This is a genomic window from Novilysobacter erysipheiresistens (assembly GCF_036663935.1).
In the GTDB taxonomy this organism is placed as follows: Bacteria; Pseudomonadota; Gammaproteobacteria; order Xanthomonadales; family Xanthomonadaceae; genus Novilysobacter; species Novilysobacter erysipheiresistens.
In genome coordinates this window covers 1-5,385 of sequence record NZ_JAXGFP010000012.1, presented here as the reverse complement: position 1 = coordinate 5,385, position 5,385 = coordinate 1, and the positions used below count along the sequence as shown (strand labels likewise).

General features: G+C 55.3%; 2 tRNA genes and 2 rRNA genes. All 4 read right to left on the bottom strand.

From position 1 onward, the window contains the following. Positions 1 to 55 precede the first annotated feature (55 nt). Positions 56 to 2,934 (bottom strand): 23S ribosomal RNA (locus SNE34_RS14620). A gap of 238 nt (positions 2,935 to 3,172) precedes the next feature. Next, positions 3,173 to 3,249, bottom strand: a tRNA-Ile gene (locus SNE34_RS14615). A 29-nt stretch (positions 3,250 to 3,278) separates the two neighbouring features. Next, positions 3,279 to 3,354 (bottom strand) — tRNA-Ala (locus tag SNE34_RS14610). A gap of 69 nt (positions 3,355 to 3,423) precedes the next feature. Continuing rightward, positions 3,424 to 4,982, bottom strand: a 16S ribosomal RNA gene (locus SNE34_RS14605). The 16S and 23S rRNA genes sit together here with 2 tRNA genes alongside, the layout of an rRNA operon. Positions 4,983 to 5,385: the final 403 nt, after the last annotated feature.

Sequence of the window (5,385 nt, the reverse complement as noted above, 5' to 3'; positions counted from 1 at the left end):
TTTTGCTTTGGAATGTCGTCGACGCGTCGTCGAGTCCAAGGCCACTTGAGGTTATATGGTCAAGCCACACGGATCATTAGTACTGGTTAGCTCAATGCATTGCTGCACTTACACACCCAGCCTATCAACCACCTGGTCTTGATGGTTCCTTCAGGGGAGTCAAGCTCCCGGGAGATCTCATCTTGAGGCGCGCTTCCCGCTTAGATGCTTTCAGCGGTTATCGCTTCCGAACATAGCTACCCGGCAATGCCACTGGCGTGACAACCGGAACACCAGGGGTTCGTCCACTCCGGTCCTCTCGTACTAGGAGCAGCCCCTCTCAAATCTCCAACGCCCATGGCAGATAGGGACCGAACTGTCTCACGACGTTCTGAACCCAGCTCGCGTACCACTTTAAATGGCGAACAGCCATACCCTTGGGACCGACTACAGCCCCAGGATGTGATGAGCCGACATCGAGGTGCCAAACACCGCCGTCGATATGAACTCTTGGGCGGTATCAGCCTGTTATCCCCGGAGTACCTTTTATCCGTTGAGCGATGGCCCTTCCATACAGAACCACCGGATCACTAAGACCTACTTTCGTACCTGCTTGATCCGTCGATCTCGCAGTCAAGCACGCTTATGCCTTTGCACACAGTGCGCGATGTCCGACCGCGCTGAGCGTACCTTCGTGCTCCTCCGTTACACTTTGGGAGGAGACCGCCCCAGTCAAACTACCCACCATACATGGTCCCCGACCCGGATAACGGGCCCAGGTTAGAACGTCAAGCACGACAGGGTGGTATTTCAAGGATGGCTCCACCAAGGCTGGCGCCTCGGCTTCAAAGCCTCCCACCTATCCTACACAGACGAACTCAACGTTCAATGTAAAGCTATAGTAAAGGTTCACGGGGTCTTTCCGTCTTGCCACGGGAACGCTGCATCTTCACAGCGATTTCAATTTCACTGAGTCTCGGGTGGAGACAGCGCCGCTGTCGTTACGCCATTCGTGCAGGTCGGAACTTACCCGACAAGGAATTTCGCTACCTTAGGACCGTTATAGTTACGGCCGCCGTTTACTGGGGCTTCGATCAAGAGCTTCGCCTTGCGGCTGACCCCATCAATTAACCTTCCAGCACCGGGCAGGCGTCACACCCTATACGTCCACTTTCGTGTTTGCAGAGTGCTGTGTTTTTGATAAACAGTCGCAGCGGCCTGGTCACTGCGACCCCCGACAGCTATAGCTCGCATGAGCCACCATCAGGGGTGCACCTTCTCCCGAAGTTACGGTGCCATGTTGCCTAGTTCCTTCACCCGAGTTCTCTCAAGCGCCTGAGAATTCTCATCCTGCCCACCTGTGTCGGTTTACGGTACGGTCTGCGTAAGCTGAAGCTTAGGAGCTTTTCCTGGAAGCGTGGTATCAGTCACTTCGCCCTAATGGGCTCGTCTCGCTGCTCGGTGTTGAACGACCTCCCGGATTTGCCTAAGAGATCCACCTACCTGCTTTCCCCGGGACAACCAACGCCCGGTAGACCTAACCTTCTCCGTCCCTCCATCGCACTTACGCGAGGTGCAGGAATATTAACCTGCTTCCCATCGACTACGCATTTCTGCCTCGCCTTAGGGGCCGACTCACCCTGCGTCGATTAACGTTGCGCAAGGAAACCTTGGGCTTTCGGCGTGCGGGCTTTTCACCCGCATTATCGTTACTCATGTCAGCATTCGCACTTCCGATACCTCCAGCAGACTTCTCAATCCACCTTCAACGGCTTACGGAACGCTCCTCTACCGCGCATACAAAGTATGCACCCCAAGCTTCGGTTCAGTACTTAGCCCCGTTAAATCTTCCGCGCAGACCGACTCGACCAGTGAGCTATTACGCTTTCTTTAAAGGGTGGCTGCTTCTAAGCCAACCTCCTGGCTGTCTGTGCCTTTCCACATCGTTTTCCACTCAGCACTGATTTGGGACCTTAGCTGTGGGTCTGGGTTGTTTCCCTTTTCACGACGGACGTTAGCACCCGCCGTGTGTCTCCCGGATAGTACGTGCTGGTATTCGGAGTTTGCCATGGTTTGGTAAGTCGCAATGACCCCCTAGCCATAACAGTGCTCTACCCCCAGCAGTATTCGTCCGAGGCGCTACCTAAATAGCTTTCGAGGAGAACCAGCTATCTCCGGGTTCGATTAGCTTTTCACTCCTAATCACACCTCATCCCCTACCTTTGCAACGGGAGTGGGTTCGGGCCTCCAGTACCTGTTACGGTACCTTCACCCTGGGCATGACTAGATCACCCGGTTTCGGGTCTACAGCCCGCGACTATGCGCCCTATTCAGACTCGGTTTCCCTTCGCCTCCCCTATACGGTTAAGCTTGCCACGAACTGTAAGTCGCTGACCCATTATACAAAAGGTACGCAGTCACCCCGAAGGGCTCCTACTGCTTGTACGCACACGGTTTCAGGGTCTATTTCACTCCCTTCACCAGGGTTCTTTTCGCCTTTCCCTCACGGTACTGGTTCACTATCGGTCGGTCAGGAGTATTTAGCCTTGGAGGATGGTCCCCCCATGTTCAGACAGGGTTTCTCGTGCCCCGCCCTACTCGATTTCATCGAAAGAGTCTTTTCGCATACCGGGCTGTCACCGTCTATGGCCGAGCTTTCCAACTCGTTTTGCTAAAACTCAATCAACTTAAGGGCTGCTCCCCGTTCGCTCGTCACTACTCAGGGAATCTCGGTTGATTTCTTTTCCTCCGGTTACTTAGATATTTCAGTTCACCGGGTTCGCCTTGCATGGCTATGTATTCACCATGCAATACTGCTTGCGCAGTGGGTTTCCCCATTCGGACATCGCGGGATCAATGCTTGTTGCCAGCTCCCCCACGCTTTTCGCAGGCTGCCACGTCCTTCATCGCCTCTGACCGCCAAGGCATCCACCGTGTGCGCTTATTCACTTGACCATATAACCCCAAGTCGCCTCAGAGTCATACATTGCGTGAACACAACGTCTCACTTCAAATATTAGGGGATCAAGTCCCCCGCCTTAGCCTCTACGACACGTCATGGACATTCCGTCTCAAAACGCTCGCTACGTCCCAGTTTTCAAAGAACACGACCTGGCCTCAACGCCGGGTCGCTTCAAATCTATGTGTGTGTGCGCAGAATCATCCAGAGTTTCGCGAGCGGCTCGCCTTTCGGTGGTGGGTCTGGGAGGACTCGAACCACCGGCCTCACCCTTATCAGGGGTGCGCTCTAACCACCTGAGCTACAGACCCAAAAGTCGTGCTGTGCCCGGGCCGCAGCATGGTGGAGCTTGTCGGGATCGAACCGACGACCCCCTGCTTGCAAAGCAGGTGCTCTCCCAGCTGAGCTAAAGCCCCGTGCTGAAACTCTGAATGCAGGTCACTTGTGCGGACGCCTGGACAGGCAATGTGCTGTCTTTTGTCTCTAAAGGAGGTGATCCAGCCGCACCTTCCGATACGGCTACCTTGTTACGACTTCACCCCAGTCATGAATCACTCCGTGGTAACCGTCCCCCCGAAGGTTAGACTAGCTACTTCTGGAGCAACCCACTCCCATGGTGTGACGGGCGGTGTGTACAAGGCCCGGGAACGTATTCACCGCAGCAATGCTGATCTGCGATTACTAGCGATTCCGACTTCATGGAGTCGAGTTGCAGACTCCAATCCGGACTGAGATGGGGTTTCTGGGATTGGCTTGCCCTCGCGGGTTTGCAGCCCTCTGTCCCCACCATTGTAGTACGTGTGTAGCCCTGGCCGTAAGGGCCATGATGACTTGACGTCATCCCCACCTTCCTCCGGTTTGTCACCGGCGGTCTCCTTAGAGTTCCCACCATTACGTGCTGGCAACTAAGGACAAGGGTTGCGCTCGTTGCGGGACTTAACCCAACATCTCACGACACGAGCTGACGACAGCCATGCAGCACCTGTGTTCTGGTTCCCGAAGGCACCCCTCGATCTCTCAAGGGTTCCAGACATGTCAAGGCCAGGTAAGGTTCTTCGCGTTGCATCGAATTAAACCACATACTCCACCGCTTGTGCGGGCCCCCGTCAATTCCTTTGAGTTTCAGTCTTGCGACCGTACTTCCCAGGCGGCGAACTTAACGCGTTAGCTTCGATACTGAGGACCTAAGTGTCCCCAACATCCAGTTCGCATCGTTTAGGGCGTGGACTACCAGGGTATCTAATCCTGTTTGCTCCCCACGCTTTCGTGCCTCAGTGTCAGTGCTGGTCCAGGGTGTCGCCTTCGCCACGGATGTTCCTCCCGATATCTACGCATTTCACTGCTACACCGGGAATTCCACACCCCTCTACCGCACTCTAGACTGCCAGTATCCAATGCCATTCCCAGGTTGAGCCCGGGGCTTTCACATCAGACTTAACAGACCACCTACGCACGCTTTACGCCCAGTAATTCCGAGTAACGCTTGCACCCTTCGTATTACCGCGGCTGCTGGCACGAAGTTAGCCGGTGCTTATTCTTTGGGTACCGTCAGGACACCCGGGTATTAACCGAATGCTTTTCTTCCCCAACAAAAGTGCTTTACAACCCGAAGGCCTTCTTCACACACGCGGCATGGCTGGATCAGGCTTGCGCCCATTGTCCAATATTCCCCACTGCTGCCTCCCGTAGGAGTCTGGACCGTGTCTCAGTTCCAGTGTGGCTGATCATCCTCTCAGACCAGCTACGGATCGTCGCCTTGGTGGGCCTTTACCCCACCAACTAGCTAATCCGACGTCGGCTCATCTTTCTGCGCGAAGCCCGAAGGTCCTCCGCTTTCACCCCAAACCTCCCGGCCTGGGGTCGTATGCGGTATTAGCGTAAGTTTCCCTACGTTATCCCCCACAAAAAGGCAGATTCCGACGTTGTCCTCACCCGTCCGCCACTCGCCACCCAGGGAGCAAGCTCCCCTGTGCTGCCGTTCGACTTGCATGTGTTAGGCCTGCCGCCAGCGTTCACTCTGAGCCAGGATCAAACTCTTCACTTAAGTATTGCGGCGCGGTCCGAAGACCTTGCCTATGCTTTGAGTGCAGTGTCGTCCCAGCCCAAATTACTCGATTACTCACATCTTGCGATGCTTGTTCTTGATTCATTTGGACTGTGTCGAACATCTGCGAATGGACAACCATCCACCCGCCAGACGCCCGCACAAGTCACCTGCGCACACTGTCAAAGATCCTGGGAACCGGCCTCAGCGCCGCGTTCCGTCTCGTTCACCAAAGTGCCCGAGTGAGCCGCACATCTTACAGCAGATTTCGGGGCCGTCAACACCTGCTCGACCTCCTTTTTCGTCCCGCTGCCCCGCCAACTCCGGCGAACCGACCGTGGCGGGCCGCGCATTATGCACACCTGCTCCCGATCCGGGAAGGGGTGGGATGAAAATTTTTTCG